At 75.1% G+C, this 15,285-nt stretch carries 16 protein-coding genes; 13 read left to right on the top strand and 3 right to left on the bottom strand.

Annotation, left to right across the window (positions count from 1 at the left end; genetic code table 11):
* Positions 1–16: 16 nt before the first annotated feature.
* Both ACQKM2_RS17495 and ACQKM2_RS17490 read left to right on the top strand, forming a co-directional pair.
* Positions 17–1,231: a vWA domain-containing protein gene (locus ACQKM2_RS17495; RefSeq protein ID WP_427710635.1), complete on the top strand. Its 1,215-nt coding sequence runs from the start codon at positions 17–19 to the stop codon at positions 1,229–1,231.
* A gap of 126 nt (positions 1,232–1,357) precedes the next feature.
* Positions 1,358–1,903: a TerD family protein gene (locus tag ACQKM2_RS17490; RefSeq protein ID WP_427710634.1), complete on the top strand. Its 546-nt coding sequence runs from the start codon at positions 1,358–1,360 to the stop codon at positions 1,901–1,903.
* A gap of 157 nt (positions 1,904–2,060) precedes the next feature.
* Here the strand turns inward: ACQKM2_RS17490 and ACQKM2_RS17485 are convergent, their stop codons facing one another.
* Positions 2,061–2,681 (bottom strand): TetR/AcrR family transcriptional regulator, encoded by a 621-nt coding sequence (locus tag ACQKM2_RS17485; RefSeq protein WP_427710632.1) that lies wholly within the window; start codon positions 2,679–2,681, stop codon positions 2,061–2,063.
* Positions 2,682–2,829: 148 nt separating this feature from the next.
* Here ACQKM2_RS17485 and ACQKM2_RS17480 point away from each other — a divergent pair, with 148 nt between their 5' ends.
* The 11 genes from ACQKM2_RS17480 (at position 2,830) to ACQKM2_RS17430 (ending at position 13,083) form a co-directional block, all read left to right on the top strand.
* Positions 2,830–3,681: a phosphatase PAP2 family protein gene (locus ACQKM2_RS17480; protein ID WP_427710631.1), complete on the top strand. Its 852-nt coding sequence runs from the start codon at positions 2,830–2,832 to the stop codon at positions 3,679–3,681.
* Entirely contained in the window at positions 3,678–4,547 is an 870-nt protein-coding gene (locus ACQKM2_RS17475; protein ID WP_427710629.1) for a hypothetical protein, read from the top strand. Before ACQKM2_RS17480 ends, ACQKM2_RS17475 begins: the two co-directional genes overlap by 4 nt.
* 5 nt (positions 4,548–4,552) lie before the next feature.
* Entirely contained in the window at positions 4,553–4,843 is a 291-nt protein-coding gene (locus tag ACQKM2_RS17470; protein ID WP_427710628.1) for a hypothetical protein, read from the top strand.
* 65 nt (positions 4,844–4,908) lie between these two features.
* Entirely contained in the window at positions 4,909–5,175 is a 267-nt protein-coding gene (locus ACQKM2_RS17465; protein ID WP_427710626.1) for a GlsB/YeaQ/YmgE family stress response membrane protein, read from the top strand.
* Between the two features lie 58 nt (positions 5,176–5,233).
* Positions 5,234–5,719: a ribonuclease E activity regulator RraA gene (gene rraA / locus ACQKM2_RS17460; protein WP_427710625.1), complete on the top strand. Its 486-nt coding sequence runs from the start codon at positions 5,234–5,236 to the stop codon at positions 5,717–5,719.
* A 73-nt stretch (positions 5,720–5,792) separates the two neighbouring features.
* Complete coding sequence (locus ACQKM2_RS17455) at positions 5,793–7,499, top strand: peptide-N4-asparagine amidase (RefSeq protein WP_427710623.1); 1,707 nt, start codon at positions 5,793–5,795, stop codon at positions 7,497–7,499.
* Positions 7,500–7,526: 27 nt separating this feature from the next.
* Positions 7,527–9,200 carry a serine/threonine-protein kinase gene (locus ACQKM2_RS17450; protein ID WP_427710621.1) on the top strand — a complete coding sequence of 558 codons (1,674 nt, stop codon included), beginning with the start codon at positions 7,527–7,529 and terminating at the stop codon, positions 9,198–9,200.
* A 100-nt stretch (positions 9,201–9,300) separates the two neighbouring features.
* The gene (locus ACQKM2_RS17445) at positions 9,301–10,200 is read left to right on the top strand and encodes a squalene/phytoene synthase family protein (RefSeq protein ID WP_427710619.1); all 900 of its coding nucleotides are present in this window, start codon (positions 9,301–9,303) and stop codon (positions 10,198–10,200) included.
* 86 nt (positions 10,201–10,286) lie between these two features.
* Complete coding sequence (locus tag ACQKM2_RS17440) at positions 10,287–11,579, top strand: sensor histidine kinase (protein ID WP_427710618.1); 1,293 nt, start codon at positions 10,287–10,289, stop codon at positions 11,577–11,579.
* Positions 11,579–12,184, top strand: coding sequence for a response regulator (locus ACQKM2_RS17435; RefSeq protein ID WP_427710616.1), 606 nt, complete (start codon positions 11,579–11,581; stop codon positions 12,182–12,184). Before ACQKM2_RS17440 ends, ACQKM2_RS17435 begins: the two co-directional genes overlap by 1 nt.
* 53 nt (positions 12,185–12,237) lie before the next feature.
* A complete protein-coding gene (locus tag ACQKM2_RS17430) occupies positions 12,238–13,083 on the top strand; it encodes an NAD(P)H-binding protein (protein ID WP_427710614.1) in 846 nt (281 codons plus the stop codon).
* Positions 13,084–13,125: 42 nt separating this feature from the next.
* Here the strand turns inward: ACQKM2_RS17430 and ACQKM2_RS17425 are convergent, their stop codons facing one another.
* Both ACQKM2_RS17425 and ACQKM2_RS17420 read right to left on the bottom strand, forming a co-directional pair.
* A complete protein-coding gene (locus ACQKM2_RS17425) occupies positions 13,126–13,896 on the bottom strand; it encodes a transglycosylase SLT domain-containing protein (protein WP_427710613.1) in 771 nt (256 codons plus the stop codon).
* A gap of 397 nt (positions 13,897–14,293) precedes the next feature.
* Positions 14,294–15,226: a dihydrodipicolinate synthase family protein gene (locus ACQKM2_RS17420; protein WP_427710612.1), complete on the bottom strand. Its 933-nt coding sequence runs from the start codon at positions 15,224–15,226 to the stop codon at positions 14,294–14,296.
* Positions 15,227–15,285 lie beyond the last annotated feature (59 nt).

Raw genomic sequence — 15,285 nt, 5'->3', positions numbered from 1 at the left:
CGGGCGGGGCGCACCGGTGGACGTCCCGCTCGACCGGGCCAAGCTGCTCGCCGCCCGCTACGCGGCCGCCGAGGCCCGGCCCTACCTCGCCTCCGCCCTGTACGCGCTGACCGTCGTCCCCTCCCCGGGCCCGTCCGGGGTCCGGACGATGGGCGTCGACCGGCACTGGCGCTGCTACGTGGCGCCGGAGTTCGTGGCGCGCACCCCCGTCCCCGAACTGTCCGGGGTGTGGATCCACGAGGTGGCCCACCTGCTGCGCGACCACCACGGGCGCGCCGACCGGCTGCCGCCCGCCGACCAGCGCGACCCGGTCCGGATCAACATCGCCCAGGACTGCGAGATCAACGACGACCTCCTCGCCGACGGGCTGGTACTGCCGGCCGGCCGGATGGAGCCGGGGCTCTTCGGCCTGCCGAAGGGCGGGATGTTCGAGGGCTACCTGCCCGGCATCCCCCCGACGCCCCCGCACGCCGTGGACTGCGGCTCCGGCGCGCACGGCAGCCCGGCGCCCTGGGAGCTCGGCAGCGGCGGCGACGGCACGACCGGGATCGGCCCGGTGGAGGCGGAGGCCCTGCGCCGCCAGACCGCCCAGGCCGTACGCGCCCACCTGCGCTCGCGGGGCCGCGGGAGCGTGCCCGCCGGATGGGAGCGCTGGGCGGAGCAGGTGCTGGAGCCGGCCGTCGACTGGCGGCGCGCCCTGTCGGGGGCGGTGCGGGAGGCCGCCGCCTGGGCCGCGGGGGCGGTGGACTACACGTACCGGCGGCCCTCGCGCCGCACGCCCGCGCTGGGCGGCCGGGTGGTGCTGCCGAGCCTGCGCCGGCCGCTGCCCCGGGTGGCGGTCGTGATCGACACCTCGGGGTCCATGGGCGACGCGGAACTCGCCGCCGCCCTCGCGGAGGTCACCGGGGTGCTGCGCGAGGTGGGCGTGGGCGGCAACCGGGTGACCGTGCTGGCCTGCGACGCCGACGTGCACGCCGTGAGCCGGGTCGCCAGTGCCGGGGAGGTGACCCTGGCCGGGGGCGGCGGCACCGACATGCGGGTCGGCATCGCGGCCGCGCTGGCCCGGCCCGACCGGCCGTCGATCGTCGTCGTGCTGACCGACGGCTACACCCCCTGGCCCGAGGAGTCCCCGTCCTGCCGGCTGATCGCCGCGCTGATCGGGGCGGAGGCGCCGCGGCCGCCGGGCTGGGTGGAGACCGTACGCCTGGACCCGGCCGAGCTGAGCGGCTGACCGGACGGCGCCGGGAACTGGCCGGTTGTGTACGGTCGTTCGCACGGTGATCACGGCCGCGTGGCAGCATGGCGCCGGACAGCACGGCGAGGCGGCCCGAAGCGGCCACCGCGGAGGGGGAGTTCGGTGAGCGGAGTACGCAAGAGCCTGGCCAAGGTGGAGATAGCACTGCGCTGGGACCCCAGCGCCGCGGGCACGCCCGCGGACGACCTGGACATCGTCGCCGCCGTGTACGCCGCCGCGGACCCGTACGGGGAGCCCGTCTACCTCGTCCACTTCGGCAGCCGCGCCCCCGACGGCACGATCACCCTGGCCCGGGACAGCCGTACCGGGCAGGGCTTCGGCTTCGACGAGGTGATGACCCTCGAACTGGACCGGCTGGCGCCCGAGTTGGGCCGGGTGGTGGTCGGCGTGGTGATCCAGGGCGCCGGGCCCGCCGCGGCGCCCGACCGCAAGACCTTCGCCGCCGTCGGCGGCACGGGGCTGCGCGTCCGCGAGGGGTACACCGACCTCGCCACGACCGACTTCGCGGAGCTCGCCGGGGCCTCGGCGGCCACCGTCGCCGAGTTCACGCGGGACGCCGCGGGCGGCTGGACGCTGGACGCGCGCACGCGCGGCTTCGACGCGGACCCGCAGGAGTACGCCCGGGTCATGGGCGCGGCACGCGGCTGAGGCCGCGCCGGGGCGTCCGTACCGGACCGGGCGGCGGTCACCCTGCTCGGGAGTGGCCGCCGCCCCGTCCGGGTGGCGCGCTGCCACCGTCCCCACGAGGCAGCGCGAGTGGGTCGCCGTCCGGTCATCGTGAACGGCGGCCCACCGGTTCAGGGGGTCAGGGGGCCGGAGGGCTGATGCCCAGCGCGGGCAGCAGCGCCGCGTCGACGAACCTGACCAGGTAGTCGGAGTCCGCGTACCGCCCCTCTAGCACGGGGCGGATCCGCAGGACGCCCATCAGCTGTGCCGGCAGGAACTCCACGGCCGGATGGTCCGCGGCGAGCTCGCCGCGCGCCACGGCCCGCTCGACGATCGCGTCGAAGGCCGCCAGCTCGGGCTCCGCCAGCGCCTCGCGCAGCGCCGCCTGGAGCTCCTCGTCGGCGAACACGGCCACCCCGAGCGCCTGGGTGAGCCGGGTGTCGCGGCCCGAGGTGCCCGCCGCGATCCGGGCGGCCTCGCGGAGGTCGCCCGCGAGGGTCCCGGTGTCCACGTCCGCCAGGGTCCGCTCCCCGCGCCGGGTCCGGCTCGCGCGCAGGGCGGCGGCGACGAGGCGGGGCTTCGTCCGCCACTGCCGGTAGAGCGTGGACTTCCCGCAGCAGGCCCGGGCGGCGATGCCCTCCATGGTCAGGGCCTCGTAGCCGTGCTCGCGCAGCTGGTCGAGGACGACGTCGTAGAACTCCTGCTCGCGCTCCGGGCTGATCTTGGAGCGGCGCGCGGTGACCTGCGGCGTCGACGTCATGGGAAGGGTTTCTCCTCGCGGGATCCAGCGGTGGGTCCGTGCTCCGAGTGTACGGCCATCCGAGCTTATCGGGACACCAGCGTATCGATACGCTCATGTATCGATACACTGGCGTGTCGATAGGAACCGAAAGAAGTGAGACCGGGGGATGACCTCCCACACCACACCGGACCGGCCACCGGCCGGGAAGAGCGACGCGCGCCGCCGTCTCATACGCGAGCTGATGCTCGTCGCGGGACTGTTCGCCGCCTACAAGGCGGGCCGGACGCTCTCGACGGGCCGCACCGACGAGGCCTTCCGCAACGCCGGCCGGGTGTGGGACGCCGAACGCGCCCTGCACCTGCCCGGAGAGGGCGCCGTCCAGCGGCTGCTGCTCCACTCCGACGCCCTCGTCCACACCGCCAACACCTACTACGCGGCCGTGCACTTCCCGGCGACCGCCCTGTTCCTGGTCTGGCTGTACCTGCGCCGCCCCGGGCACTACCTGTGGACCCGCCGCGTGCTCGCCGTCCTCACCGGCGCCGCCCTCGTGCTGCACCTCTCCTTCCCGCTCGCGCCGCCCCGGATGCTGGACGCCGCGCAGCTCGTGGACACCGCCCAGGTGTACGGGCCGAGCGTCTACGGAGCCGCCCCCGAAGCCGACACCATGGCCAACCAGTTCGCCGCGATGCCCTCGCTGCACTTCGGCTGGGCGCTGATGCTGGCCCTCGGGATGATCGCCGCGACCCGCTCCCGGTGGCGCGCCCTGTGGCTGCTGCACCCGCTGGTGACCCTGCTGGTGGTCGTCGGCACCGCCAACCACTACTGGGTCGACGCCGCCGTCGCCACCCTGCTGCTGGGCGCCACCCTGCTGCTGGTCCCCCGCCCGGCCGCCGACGCCGCGCCGGCGGTACGGGGCCTGCCGCGTCCGCGCCCCGCCGCGGACGCCGTCCCCGGAACCGTCCCCGAAACCCTCCCCGAACCCGTCCGTGAAACCGTCCCCGCCGGAGGCGACCGGTGAACGCCACCCTCCTCGCCGTCGTCCTCTGCCTCGCCTCCGCCGCCACCTACGCGGCCGCCGCGGTCGCCCAGGAGCGCCTCGCCCGCCGGGCCGTCGCCCGCACCGCCCGGGCCCTGCTCGGCAACGGCGCCTGGTGGTGGTCGGCCGGACTGAACGCCGCCGCAGCGCTGCTGCACGCCGCCGCCCTGCGCTACGGCCCGCTGACCCTGGTCCAGCCGCTGGGCGCGCTCACCCTGGTGGCCGCCGTCCCGCTGGGGGCCCGCGGCGCCGGGCGGCGGGTGGCCGCCACCGAGTGGCGCGGCACCCTGGCCACCGTCGCCGGGCTCGGGCTGCTGCTGCTCCCCGCCTCCGGCCCGGCCCCCGACGACACCCTCACCCTGGCCGAGGCGCTCGCCGTGTCCGGGGCCACCGTCGCCGTGATCCTGCTGCTCACCGCCCGCAAGGACCCCGGCCCGGGGCTGCGCCACGCCACCGCCTCAGGGCTGGCCTCCGCCGTCGCCTCCGCCCTGACCCAGACCGTCGCCGTCGCGGGCGGCCGGGGCGGGGCGCTGCTCAGCGGCCGGGTGGTCACCGTGGCCCTGCTCGTCGTCGTCTTCGCCGTCGGCGGGATGCTGCTCTCGCAGCGGGCCTACCGGGGCGGCCTCGGCGCCCCGCTCGCCGTGGTCAACCTGGCCAACCCGCTCGCCGCCGCCGCGATCGGCATGATCCTGCTCGGCGAACGCCTCCAGGGCGGCGCCCTCGGGATCCTGCTCGCCGCCGCCGGAGCCCTCGCGGCCACCCGCGGTGTCCTGCTGCTCACCCGCGGCGCGCCCGCCGCGCAGCCCGCCGAAAGCCGCCCCGTACCGGCCGGCCATGTGACAGCATGATCGGCATGGACGACCGTTCGTACCTCTCCCTCTGGTCCAGGAACTCCGTGCTGTCCATCGGCTCGGTGGGCTCGGTGCTCTCCATCGGCTCCGCGGGCAGCTTCCTCTCCGTCGCCTCCGTCGGGTCCGGGCTCTCGGTCGGCTCCACCGCCTCCTGGCTGAGCGCGGGCTCCGCCTTCTCGGCCCGCTCCACCCTCTCCCTCTTCGCCTACCGCTCCCGGGGCGGCGTCGCCGTGGTCGGCGCCGTCGCGGGAGCGGCCGCGGCCGCCGCGCTGTGGCGCGCCCGCCACCGCTGAGAACCACCCGGCCCCCGCTCGCGTCCTCAGGGGCACAGACGCACACGACGAGCGGAGAGAACGGCATGGGCATCATCGCCTGGATCATCCTGGGCCTGCTGGCCGGCGGCATAGCCAAGATCCTGCTCCCCGGCCGCGACCCGGGCGGCTTCATCGTCACCACCCTCATCGGCGTGGCCGGCGCCTCCATCGGCGGCTGGCTCTCCGCCAAGTTCCTCGACCGCCCGATCCAGGCCCAGTTCTTCGACCTCGCCACCTGGGGCTCGGCCATCGTCGGCTCCCTCGTCCTGCTCATCGGCTACCGCATCCTCTTCGGCAACTCCCGCCGCTGAGGACACCCCCTAGGCTGGGCCCCGCGCGACGTACGAGATGCGAGGAGCCCGGAACCACATGAGCGTCACCCCAGTCCCCACCGCCGACCTGTACGACGAGCACGGCGAAGACCTCGGCATCTGCGCCGTCCAGTTCCGCCGGATCGGCGGCCGGCACCTCTACGCCGGACCCGTGCGCACCGTCCGCTGCCACGAGGACAACGCCCTGCTGCGCGAACTCCTCCACACCCCCGGCGAAGGCGCCGTCCTCGTCGTCGACGGCGGCGGCTCCCTGCGCACCGCACTGGTCGGCGACCTCATCGCCGGCGCCGCCCAGGCCTCCGGCTGGGCCGGGCTGATCGTCAACGGCGCCGTCCGCGACAGCGTCGCCCTCGGCGCCCTGGACCTCGGCGTCCAGGCACTCGGCACCTGCCCGCGCAAGAGCGGCAAGACCGGCGAGGGCGCCGTCGACGAGCCCGTCACCATCGGCGGGGTCACCTTCCGCGCGGGCGACACCGTGTACGTGGACGACGACGGCGTCGTCGTCCTGCCCGCCGCGCACTGACCCGTCGGTTTCGCGCCACCCGGCGGCCGCGGCCCTGGCGGCGGCCGGCCGCCAGGGGTTTCACTGCGGGCCCATGAGACGACACAGGATCATGGGCCTGCTCGGCGCGCTCACCCTCGCCGCCGGCGCCCTGGCCGGCCCCGCAGCCGCCGCCGGCACCCCTGCGGCCCCCGCGGGCACTCCCGCGGTCCCCGCCGGCACTTCTGCGGCCCCCGCGGGCGCTCCCGCCGGCGCACCCCCGGCCGCCACCGGCCCCGTTCCGCCCGCCGAGTTCGGCACCGACTGGCACGACCCCCTCACCGCCGCCCCGCCCGTCGAGCACCCCGCCACCCGCTCCTGCCGGGTGACGCTGGCCGAGGCCCAGTTCCGCGACTTCACCCCCTACAAGGGGACCTACACCCCGCCCACCGGCTGCGGCCGCTCCGACTGGGCCAAGGCCGTCCTGCGCCTCGACGGCAAGGTCAAGGGCCGCCAGTACGACCGCCTCGGCAACCTCACCCTCGGCGGCGTGGAGATCCTGCGCACCTCCACCCCCGAACCCTCACCCGACGGCATCGAGTGGTCCGTCGAGAAGGACGTCACCCGCTACCGCGACCTCCTCGGCCGCCCGGGCCCCGTCGAGATGCTGATCGGCAACGTCGTCAACGACACCTACACCGGCGTCATCGACGTCAAGGTGACCCTCACCCTCTACGCCGCCGACCGCCACACCCCGGCCCCCGACACCCCCGACCGGGTCCTCCCGCTCACCACCCCTGCGGTCACCACCCCCCGCAACACCGAGCGGATCCTCGCCGAGGTGTACGCCACCGGCTCCGGCGGCGGCTGCGAGGAGTACTGGTACATGACCGTCCCCGACGCCGCGCCCTACTCCTGCAAGGCCGCCGACGGCCCCTACCGCGAGGTCCGGATCGCCGTCGACGGCCGGCTCGCGGGCCTCGCCGCGCCCTTCCCGACCGTGTGGACCGGAGGCTGGTCCAACCCCTTCCTCTGGTACGTCACCCCCGGCCCGCGCGCCTTCGACGTCCAGCCGATCGTGTACGACCTCACCCCCTACGCCGCCCTGCTCAACGACGGCCGCGAACACCGCGTCGAGGTCTCCGTCGCAGGCGTCCCGGCCGGCCAGGCCGGCTGGAGCACCCCCGCCAACCTGCTGCTCTGGCAGGACCACGGCCGCCAGGTCGTGACCGGGGCCCTGACCCGCCACGAGGAGGCCGCCCCCACCGGCTCCTCCCGCTGGACCCCCGCCGCCCCCGGCGGCGAACACCGCCTGGACACCGACGGCGCCCACCGCCTCACCGTCGCCGGACACCTCGACACCTCCCACGGCCGGGTCACCACCACCGTCACCCGCGCCGTGTCCCACACCTCCGCGCACCGCTGGACCGACGGCGAGAACCGCGACGCCCTCACCGCCGCCTGGACCGACGAGGAGAGCGTCACCCGCGGCGCCGCCACCACCCGCACCGCACGCAGTTACACGATGGACGGCGAGACCACCCTCGGCACGGGGGACCGGCTGTGCACCGTCCTGTCGCTCGGCGACCGGGCCGACACCACCACCCTGCGCGGCGGCCGCCAGACCGGCCGCACCCTCCTCGACGACCGGTACACGGGCGACGCCTCGTACACGGCGAACGTCCCGCGCGACCAGCGGCACGCCGTCGGCACCTCCACCGAGCGCTACCGCCTGTACGGGGCCGAGATCGGCGGCGGCTGTTACGACCGTACGGTCTCCACCGCACAGGGCACCCTGACGGAGGACCGCCTCCGCTGCTGACGGTGGCGGGGCCTACGATGACCGCCCATGGAGAACAGTGAGGCCGGCAGACGGCTGATCGACGGCCGTTTCGAACTCATCGGCCCCCTGGGCGCCGGAGGCATGGGCACGGTGTGGCGCGCCCGCGACATCGCACTGCACCGCGAGGTCGCCCTCAAGGAGGTGCGCCCGCCGGACCCCGCCACCGCCGCCGCGCAGCCGGACCTCGCCGTCCAGCTGCGCGAGCGGGCCATCCGCGAGGCGCGGGCCCTGGCCCGCCTCGCCCACCCCAACGTGGTGACGATCCACCACATCGTGGAGCCCGCGCCGGGCACCGAAGGCCACCCGTGGATCGTGATGGAGCTCCTCAAGGGCGGCTCCCTGCACGACCGGCTCGCCGCCGGACCGATGCCGCTGCCCGAGGTGGCCCGGCTCGGGCTCGACATCCTCTCCGCGCTGCGCGCCGCACACGCCGAGGGCGTGCTGCACCGGGACGTCAAGCCGGCCAACGTCCTGCTGCGGCCCGACGGGGCGGGCGTGCTGACCGACTTCGGGATCGCCGCCCTGCACGGGGCGACCGCCCTCACCTCCACCGGCGTGCTGATCGGCTCGCCCGAGTACATCGCCCCCGAGCGGTGCCGGGGCGAGGAGGGCCTGGCGGCCTCCGACCTGTGGTCGCTCGGCATGATGCTGTACGTGGCCGCCGAGGGGACGCACCCGCTGCGCCGGGCCACCAGCCTGGCCACCGTCGTCGCCGTCCTCGACGAGCCGATCCCGGCGCCCGTGCGCTCCGGCCCGCTGGGACCCGTACTGGAACGGCTGCTCGTCCGCGATCCCGCCGCGCGACCCGACGGCGCCGAACTCGAAGCACTGCTCCGGGGCGCGAGCACCGCTCTCGGCACGGGCGCCGGAGCCGCCGCCCCCGTCCCCGGGCCGGCCCCGCTCGCGGCCCCGGGACACTACGGGCCGCCGCCCACCGCCGTTTCCGGCACCCGGCCCTTCACCCCTGGCGGAGGCTCCCCGTACGGCTCCACCACCGCCGTCGCCCCGGCCGCGGCCCCCGCCCGGGGGCGCGGCCGCGCCGCGCTGATCGGCGGAGTCCTCGTCCTGGCCCTCGTCGGCGGCGTCGTCGGACTCGTCCAGGCCCTGCCCGACGGCAAGTCCGGCGACCCGGACGCCAAGGGCCCCGCGGCCTCCGCCCCGGCCACCACCGTCGCCCAGGCCCCCACCACCCCCAAGTCCACGCCGAAGGCGCAGGGCACCCCCGCCTCGGCCGCCAAGGGCAGCCTCCTCGCGCCCGACAAGGTCCGTACCGTCATCGAGGCGTTCAAGCAGCAGACCGGCACCACCAGCTTCGTGGAGATGACCGTCTACGAGGGGTACGTGCTGGCCTCCATCCCCACCGCCCCCGGCGCCGACACCTTCGACCGGTACGAGTACCGCGACGGCCGCGTCAAGAACGACGGACCCGGCGGCACCGTCAAGCCCGACGAGCCGCTCATCGACATGGCGGCCGTCAAGTGGGACGCCCTCCCCGGCCTCCTGGAACGGGCGCAGCAGGAACTCGGCGTCACCAAGCCGACCTCCCGCTACGTCATCGTCGAGCCCTGGCTCTTCGACGCGGCCCCCTCCATGCGCCCCTACCTCACCGACGAGTACGGGCGGGGCGGCTACGTGTACGCCGACACCCAGGGCAACGTGAAGAAGGTGTACCGCTCCTGACATCGTGTAGCCGTACACGCGCACTGGTACGCGTACCGGTGCGCGCACCCCGTACGCGCACCCGCGTACGGCAGACACGGTCCAAGGAGCACGGTCCACCATGCCCAGCTGGCGCAGCACCCTCACCCAGGCCGGGATGGCCGACCCCCGGTTGCGGGCCGACCACACCCACGCCGCCCGCCGGGTGCTGCGCCGCGAACCGGCCCCGTACCTCACGCTGCGCCTGCTCGCCGCACCACCCCTGGTGCCCTGGCTCTCGACGGGCCTCGCCTTCATGAACCTGGTCGACGACGTCGCCGAGACCGGCACCCCGGCCGTGCGGGCGGCCGGACTCGCCGCGCTGGCCGGCCGCGTCGAGTCGGCCCTGGCGACCGGCGACAGCCCCGACCCGCTGCTGCGCGCCTACGCCCACGCCGTCCGCTCCAGGGGCCTGCCGGGCCACTGGATCACCCGCTTCCTCGACGGCGCGGCCACCGCCGAGGCCGCCTTCGACGGTTTCGCCGCCGAGGAGGACTTCCAGGCGTACCTCGACGACTACGCCTGGCCCGGGATCATGGTCTTCACCGGGCTCCAGTACCAGGGCGGACCCGACCCCGCGCAGGCCGCGGGCTGGCGCGCCTTCGTGGACGCCGCCCAGCGGGTCGACTTCCTCGCCGACCTGGCCGGCGACCTCGCCGAGGGGCGGCTCTGCATCCCGCGCTCCCGCCTCGCCGAGCACTCCGTCACCCGCGAGGACCTCGAACAGGCCCGCGAGACCCCGGCGGTACGCGCCCTCCTCGCCGCCGAGTGCGCCCGCGCGCGGACCGCCCTCGCCGCGGCCGGGGGCGTCCTCGACCTCACCGAACCCGGTCTGCGGCCGGTGGTCGCCGCCATGACGGAGCTGATGGGACACCAGCTGGCCGCGGTGGAGAAGGCCGGCACCGGCGCCCTGCGCAAGGACGTCGGCTACGGCCTGGCCGCCCCGGTGGGCACCCTGGTCCGCGCCCTGCGGCGCCGGTGACCTGGCCCCGGAGTGACATTTGTACTGCCCGGGACCGTACGGCCGGATCTGCCGCCGCCCCCGCCCCGCTGCCTAACGTGAAGGACATGACAGAGCACACCCGAGCGGGCTGCACCACCACGGAAGAGGGAACGGACATGCGGGGCGAGCGGAAGGCCGACCGGAAGGCCGCGAAGGCGGAACGGAAGGCCGACTGGACCGCACGCAAGGCCGAATGGCGGGCGAGCGAGAAGGCCCGCAAGGCGCGCGGGGAGGCCCCCGACTACGGCAGCGGCCCGATGGGCCCGCCCAACGCCTTCACCCTGCTGCCCTGGCTGCTCCTGGGCATGGGGGCGATCTCCAACATCGTCCACGGCGAGACCCCCAACCCCTGGGTCGGCGCGGCCGGCCTGCTGGTCTTCAACTCCCTCTACGTCACCCTGGTGTTCCGGGCCTTCCACAAGCAGGCCCGGGAGGCCGCCGCCACCCGCTGGTGCCTCGGCGCCCTGGCCGCCGTCACCTGCGCCATGGCCGGCGGCTACGGCGGCGACTGGCTGCTGTTCTTCCCGCTGCTGGGCCTCGCCACCGGCGCGGTGGTCCGGGGACGCAGGCTCGCCCCGGTGATGTTCACCGTCACCGCCGTCGCCGGCGTCGTCGCGGGGCTGTGGGAGGGCTGGGACGCGCTCGGCATCGTCTACGGCACCTTCCTGTCCGGCATGGTCACCGCCGCCATCCTCGCGCTGGCCGAGACGGTACGGGAACTGCGCGAGACCCGGCAGGAACTGGCGCGGGCCGCCGTCGACCGGGAGCGGCTGCGCTTCTCCCGGGACCTGCACGACCTGCTCGGCCACACCCTCTCGGTGATCGTCGTGAAGTCGGAGGCGGCCCGCCGGATCGCACCGCGCGACATGGACGCCGCCCTCGACCAGGTCCGCGACATCGAGGCGGTCGGCCGGCAGGCGCTCACCGAGATCCGGGAGGCCGTCACCGGCTACCGCGAGGCGAGCCTGGCCGCCGAGCTCGACCGGGCCCGCGCCGCACTGACCGCCGCCGGCATCGCGCCCGTCGTACGCCAGTCCGGGCCCCCGCTGCTCCCGCAGACGGCGGCCCTGCTGGGCTGGGTGGTCCGCGAGGCCGCCACCAACGCCGTCCGCCACAGCGGGGCCTCCCGCTGCGAGATCGAGCTGGACGGCACCCGGGAGCGGGTCCGGCTGGTGATCACGGACAACGGCACGGGCGCAGTAGGCTCGACCCCGCCGGGCTGCGGGCTGACGGGCCTGCGCGAACGCCTCGCCGCGTCGGGAGGCACGCTCACCGCGGGCCCGGCAGCGGACGGCGGTTTCCGGGTCACCGCCGAACTCCCGGCGGACCCGGCCGCGGGAGGGGACGGAACGGACTGATGGTCAGGCTGCTGCTGGCGGAGGACCAGGGCATGATGCGGGGCGCGCTCGCCCTGCTGCTGGGGCTGGAGGAGGACTTCGAGGTCGTGGCCCAGGTGGGCGCCGGGGACGAGATCCTGCCCGCCGCGCTGGAGGCCCGGCCCGACGTGGCCCTGCTCGACATCGAGCTCCCGGGCCTCAGCGGCCTCGACGCCGCCGCCGAGCTGCGCAGCCGGCTGCCCGGCTGCCGGGTGCTGATCCTGACCACCTTCGGCCGGCCCGGCTACCTGCGCCGGGCCATGGAGGCCGGGGCCGCCGGGTTCCTCGTCAAGGACGGGCCGGTGGAGGAGCTGGCGGTGGCGGTCCGCCGGGTACTGGCGGGGGAGACCGTGATCGACCCGGCGCTGGCGGCCGCCGCGCTGGGCGCCGGCCCGAACCCGCTGACCGCGCGCGAGACCGACGTGCTGAACGCCGCCGCCGACGGGGCCACGGTGGCCGACATCGCCGGCCGGGTGCACCTGTCCGAGTCGACCGTGCGCAACTACCTCTCGGCGGCCATCGGCAAGACCGGCACCCGCAACCGGATGGAGGCCGTCCGTGCGGCGCGCCGCCAGGGCTGGCTCTGACGGGCGGCCGACGGTCCCGGAATAACCCGGGCACGGCGGCGGCTGGCCTGATCATGGCTGAGATTCTTGTGACGGGTGCAACGGGCAACGTCGGCCGGCAGGTCGTCGTCCAACTCCTGGCCGCGGGCGCCGCCGTCCGCGCGCTGACGCGTGATCCCGCGAAGGCCGGGCTGCCGGCGGGAGCGACGGCCGCGGCAGGGGACCTGACCCGGCCGGACACACTGGGGCGGGCATCGGCCGGGAGCGACACGGTGTTCCTGATCTGGCCGTTCCTCACGACCGGGGGCGCCCCCGCCGTCCTGGAGGCCATCGGACGGCACGCCGGCCGCGTCGTCTACCTCTCGTCGTCGGGCGTGGACGAGGCCGCCGAACGCCAGACCGACCCGATCAACCAGCTCCACGCCGACATGGAGCGCCTGATCGAGCGGTCCGGCCTGGAGTGGACCTTCCTGCGGGCGAACACCATCGCCTCCAACGCGCGGGGGTGGGCCGAGCAGATCCGCACCACGCGCGTCGTCCGCGGACCCGGCATCGCGGCCACGGCGGTGGTCCACGAGCAGGACGTCGCGGCCGTGGCGGTACGCGCGCTGACCGGAGACGGACACGCGGGCAGGAAGTACGTCCTGACCGGCCCGCAGGTGATCGGCAGGGCCGAGCAGGTGCACACGATCGGAGAGGCGATCGGCCACCCGGCCCGCTTCGAGGAGGTCCCGGTGGAGGCCGCACGCCGGCAGATGCTCGCCGACGGCAGGCCGCCCGCTCTCGTGGAGGCACTGCTGGCCGGCGTCGGCACCCGGCCCGAATCGGGACTCGTCACGTCCACGGTGGAAGAGCTCACCGGAGCGCCGGCTCGCACGTTCCGCTCATGGGCCCGGGAGCACGCCGACGCGTTCCGCTAGGCCGCGTCCTTCGGTTCGGGCCGGTCCGTCCGGACGGGCGCCCTAGTAGGCGCCGTTGACGTTGTCGATCGAGCCGTAGCGGGCGGCGGCGTAGTTGCAGGCCGCCGTGATGTTCGCGACCGGGTCGTACGAGTCCAGGGACGTGCCGGGCACGTGGTAGGCGCGGAAGGTCGGGTCGATGACCTGGAGCAGGCCCTTGGAGGGGATGCCGTTCTGGGCGTTGATGTCCCAGTTGTTGATGGCGAGGGGATTGCCCGAGGACTCCCGCATCACATTGCGGTGGATTCCGTTGTAGCTGCCGGGAATTCCGTGCTTCGCCATGATGTCCAGCGACTGCCGGATCCAGCCGTCGAGGTTGTTCGCGTACGCGGGGGTGGCCGGTATGGCGGCGGGCTTCGCGGCCGCCGCGCGGGCCGCCGTGCCGAGGCTCAGTTTCAGGCCGGGACGGATCACCGAGGGGTCGGAGCCGATGACGCTCCGGTTGGCCTCGTAGAGCGCCTGCCAGCCGCCGCTCACCGAATGCAGGGACGCGATCTTCGACAGGGTGTCGCCGCCCACCACCGAATAGGTCAGGGCTGCCGCGGCCTTTTCCACGGACGCCTTTTCCACGGCGGGCTTCTCGACCGAGGGCTTCTCCGCGGTGGCCTTCTGCACGGCCGCCTTCACGAGCGAGGCCGGCTGCGTGCCGGCCGCCCCGGCCGTCGTGGCGCTGATCAGAGGGAGGGCGAGGGCCGCTCCACCCGTGCCGGCGACCGCCAGCCTGCGGGCGATCCAGTGCTGCTTCGGCCGACGGTGCTTACCCTGTCGGGGCATGGCGCTGTTCCTCACGTGGGGGTACGGGAGAGCCCCGGCGGCGGCCGGATTCGGCAGTCGGCCGCGGGGAATGAGGCGACCGTAGGCGAGCGCGCGGCGCGGGAACAAGACACGAATTCCACCGGTAGATCGACTTCTCGGGCACTGTGCGGTAATTGACCATGAATTGCGGATCAAGGAAAGGCCGATTTCCTTTCCGGTGAAAGGGAATCGGCCGTTCCGGGTGAATTGATGTTGCTCGGTCCCGCGTGACCCACATCACGGGTCCGGCAGGTTTGGGGCCGCCTCGCGCAATACGGTCAATTGGCGGCCCGATACTGCCGATTCGGGCGACCCGCGCGAGGGTGCCGAAAGTCCCTTAATGGTGCATTTCGGGCGTCGATGGGTCCGGTCCGGGTCATCGGAGGGAGGCCAGCGCCTCCAGGGTGGCGTCCACGGCCCGCCCGGACGCGGGCAGCAGGGGCAGGCGCACGTCCGGGGCGGGGATCCGGCCCTGCGCGTGCAGCACGCCCTTGACCACCGCCGGGTTCGGCTCCGCGAAGGCCGCCGCGGAGACCCGCGCCAGCCCGTGCCCCAGATCCCGGGCCCGCCCGGCGTCACCGGCCCGCCAGGCCGCCGCGAGCTCCGCGAACCGCTCCGTCGCCAGATGGGCCGAGGCGAGCACCGCCCCCGAGGCGCCGAGCGCCAGCATCGGGGACACGTACGCGTCGTCCCCCGCCAGGACCGAGAACCCGTCGGGCAGTCGGCCCAGCAGCGCCACCGTCTCCGCGTCGATCCCGCCCGCGGCGTACTTCACCCCGGCCACCCCGGCCAGCGAGCCCAGCGCCCGCAGCGCGTCCGCGTCCAGCGGCTGCCCCGTCCGGTACGGGATGTGATAGACGATCAGCGGCACCGGGCTCACCTCCGCCAGCCGCGTGAAATGGGCCAGCACCCCCGCCGCCGAGGGCCGTACGAACGACGGCACGGTCACCAGCGCCGCCCGCGCCTCGGGCCACCTGGCCAGCCGCGCCAACGAGGCCTCGCTCGCCCGGGTCCCGCTCGCCCCCGCCCCCACCGTGAGCGGCGCGCCCCGCTCCCCGCAGACCCGCGCGCAGATCCCGGTCACCAGGTCCCGCTCCGCCTCGTCCAGCGAGGCCGTCTCGCCCGTCGTGCCGAGGGCCACGATCCCGGCGGCCCCCGCGTCGAGCACCTCGTGGGCGAGGGCCTCCAGGGCCTCGGCGGCGACCTCCCCGCCGCGGGTGAACGGGGTGACGAGCGGGACGTGGATCCCTTCAAGGGTGAAATGAGTGCTATCTGCCGTTTGCCCGGCCTGGGGCGTTTCCTGTCGCATGCAGAAGAGCTTCGCCCGGTCCGAGCGTCGAATCCAGTTCGCATTTCTTATCCGACCCG

The sequence above is a fragment of the Streptomyces sp. NPDC004126 genome (assembly GCF_050275515.1).
In the GTDB taxonomy this organism is placed as follows: domain Bacteria; phylum Actinomycetota; class Actinomycetes; order Streptomycetales; family Streptomycetaceae; genus Streptomyces.
The sequence above is the reverse complement of the archived record's forward strand: the minus strand, read 5'-3'. Positions and strand labels throughout refer to the sequence as shown.

Coding starts and splice junctions, on each gene's coding strand:
- ACQKM2_RS17485 (WP_427710632.1), bottom strand. CDS start 2,681: ATGACGTCGACGCCGCAGGTCACCGCGCGCCGCTCCAAGATCAGCCCG.
- ACQKM2_RS17480 (WP_427710631.1), top strand. CDS start 2,830: ATGACCTCCCACACCACACCGGACCGGCCACCGGCCGGGAAGAGCGAC.
- ACQKM2_RS17470 (WP_427710628.1), top strand. CDS start 4,553: ATGGACGACCGTTCGTACCTCTCCCTCTGGTCCAGGAACTCCGTGCTG.
- ACQKM2_RS17465 (WP_427710626.1), top strand. CDS start 4,909: ATGGGCATCATCGCCTGGATCATCCTGGGCCTGCTGGCCGGCGGCATA.
- rraA (WP_427710625.1), top strand. CDS start 5,234: ATGAGCGTCACCCCAGTCCCCACCGCCGACCTGTACGACGAGCACGGC.
- ACQKM2_RS17455 (WP_427710623.1), top strand. CDS start 5,793: ATGAGACGACACAGGATCATGGGCCTGCTCGGCGCGCTCACCCTCGCC.
- ACQKM2_RS17450 (WP_427710621.1), top strand. CDS start 7,527: ATGGAGAACAGTGAGGCCGGCAGACGGCTGATCGACGGCCGTTTCGAA.
- ACQKM2_RS17445 (WP_427710619.1), top strand. CDS start 9,301: ATGCCCAGCTGGCGCAGCACCCTCACCCAGGCCGGGATGGCCGACCCC.
- ACQKM2_RS17440 (WP_427710618.1), top strand. CDS start 10,287: ATGACAGAGCACACCCGAGCGGGCTGCACCACCACGGAAGAGGGAACG.
- ACQKM2_RS17435 (WP_427710616.1), top strand. CDS start 11,579: ATGGTCAGGCTGCTGCTGGCGGAGGACCAGGGCATGATGCGGGGCGCG.
- ACQKM2_RS17430 (WP_427710614.1), top strand. CDS start 12,238: ATGGCTGAGATTCTTGTGACGGGTGCAACGGGCAACGTCGGCCGGCAG.
- ACQKM2_RS17425 (WP_427710613.1), bottom strand. CDS start 13,896: ATGCCCCGACAGGGTAAGCACCGTCGGCCGAAGCAGCACTGGATCGCC.
- ACQKM2_RS17420 (WP_427710612.1), bottom strand. CDS start 15,226: ATGCGACAGGAAACGCCCCAGGCCGGGCAAACGGCAGATAGCACTCAT.